Here is a 1,381-nt window from a genome sequence, read left to right as displayed (position 1 = left end):
ATAACAAGGTTTCTGGAGGCTCTCGTTCCTGAGCAGAATGAACCCGACGCCATTCAAATCCTGGTCGAAAAGCACACGCGCGACTTGGCGGCGGCGCGTGCGTTGAAGGTCGACCTGGAAAGGCGGCAGGCGGAGTTATCCATCGGCAGCCCTGCTGCGGCCCAGGCGAGGCTAGAAGAGCTCAACCATCTGCGTCAGGCAAAGGCGGAGGAGTTGCGCCAAGCCGACAAGGCTGTCGAGCTTGCCAGGCCTGCGGCGCTTGCAGACGCAACCATCGAACAACTCGAACAGGAAATCGACCGACCGGCCAGCCCGCAGGGAAGCGGGGGCGAACAGCAGGAGCAATCGATGCGGGCGGAAGAGGTCGCCCCACTGCGAGACGCACTTGCCAGGCGGACGGCCGCCCTGTCCGAGCATGAACAGGTAGTTGCCGCGATGGAGGCCGAGCAGCGTGACATTTCCGAATACGACCGCTTGAAGGCGCAGATCGCCGACAGGGAACGCGACATCGCGGTAGCCCAGGACAAGCTTGAAGCAACACAGAAACGTCTCGAGTCGGTTCGGCTGGGKGACGCCGTGGGTATTTTGCGGGCACCGGAGCTCATCCGCATTGTTGATCCTCCGCGCGATCCCGAATTTTCGACGAGATCCCCGATTGTCTATCTCTTCGCCGCCTTGGCGGCGGGTATATTGCTCGGTCTCGGCCTAGCGGGCATCGCGGAATTCCTCGATACAACCCTCCGTGATCCCGACGAGTTCAGCGAGGCTGCTGGAGCACCAGTCATCACGCGAATTGGCCCCAGGAAGCATGAACCTTTCCTTTTGGATCGCCCGGAAAGCGCCTAAGCTGGTGCCCTCGGCTGCCGCCCGTCTTGCAGGCGCCGCCAGGCGGCGCCCAACGCGGGACCGATCGGGGTGGAGCAAACCATCGACCCGAATTGGTAGGGCAGCATTGGTCTCCAAGAATGCCTCGCGAAGCGACGCCTGAGAGCGGCTGCCTTGCGCCAATCCCCCCAATAGCCAAGTACGCATGCGGTCTTGAAGGCGCGAATTGCCAGCATCTGCTCCAGAAGCGGTCGAAGACCTGTCGGGCAGCTGTCTTCGATCTCTGAGGGGTCCTCAAGAAAAGGCTCGACCGGCCTCACAGCTGGCAGATTGCTGCTTAGGCTGGATGCTTCACGGTGTATGCATACACGCGGCTCAAGGTCGACCATCACCTGTTCGTTGAGGACCAATTTGAACCACAGATGGGCATCCTCCCCGTACCGGCAACCGTTCCGGTCGTAGAACCCTCCGAACGCGCGGATCACATCAGTGCGAGCGATTGTCGTGCAGGGCGTCATGAACGCCACGATCGAAGTCGCAAAGGACGGATCTGTAG

The 1,381-nt window shown here is 61.3% G+C and carries 2 protein-coding genes; both read left to right on the top strand.

What is annotated here, in order from left to right; genetic code table 11:
- The coding region (locus tag ACXJ7R_RS32815) for a hypothetical protein (RefSeq protein WP_457155426.1) at window positions 1-846 on the top strand (846 nt) is incomplete at its 5' end.
- 335 nt (window positions 847-1,181) lie between these two features.
- On the top strand, window positions 1,182-1,381 hold a 200-nt coding region (locus tag ACXJ7R_RS32810; RefSeq protein ID WP_457155425.1), incomplete at its 3' end, for a hypothetical protein.

It is taken from the genome of Mesorhizobium sp. P5_C1, from assembly GCF_054049815.1.
Note: the sequence above shows the minus strand (reverse complement) of the source record. Positions and strands in the feature narration are given on the sequence as shown.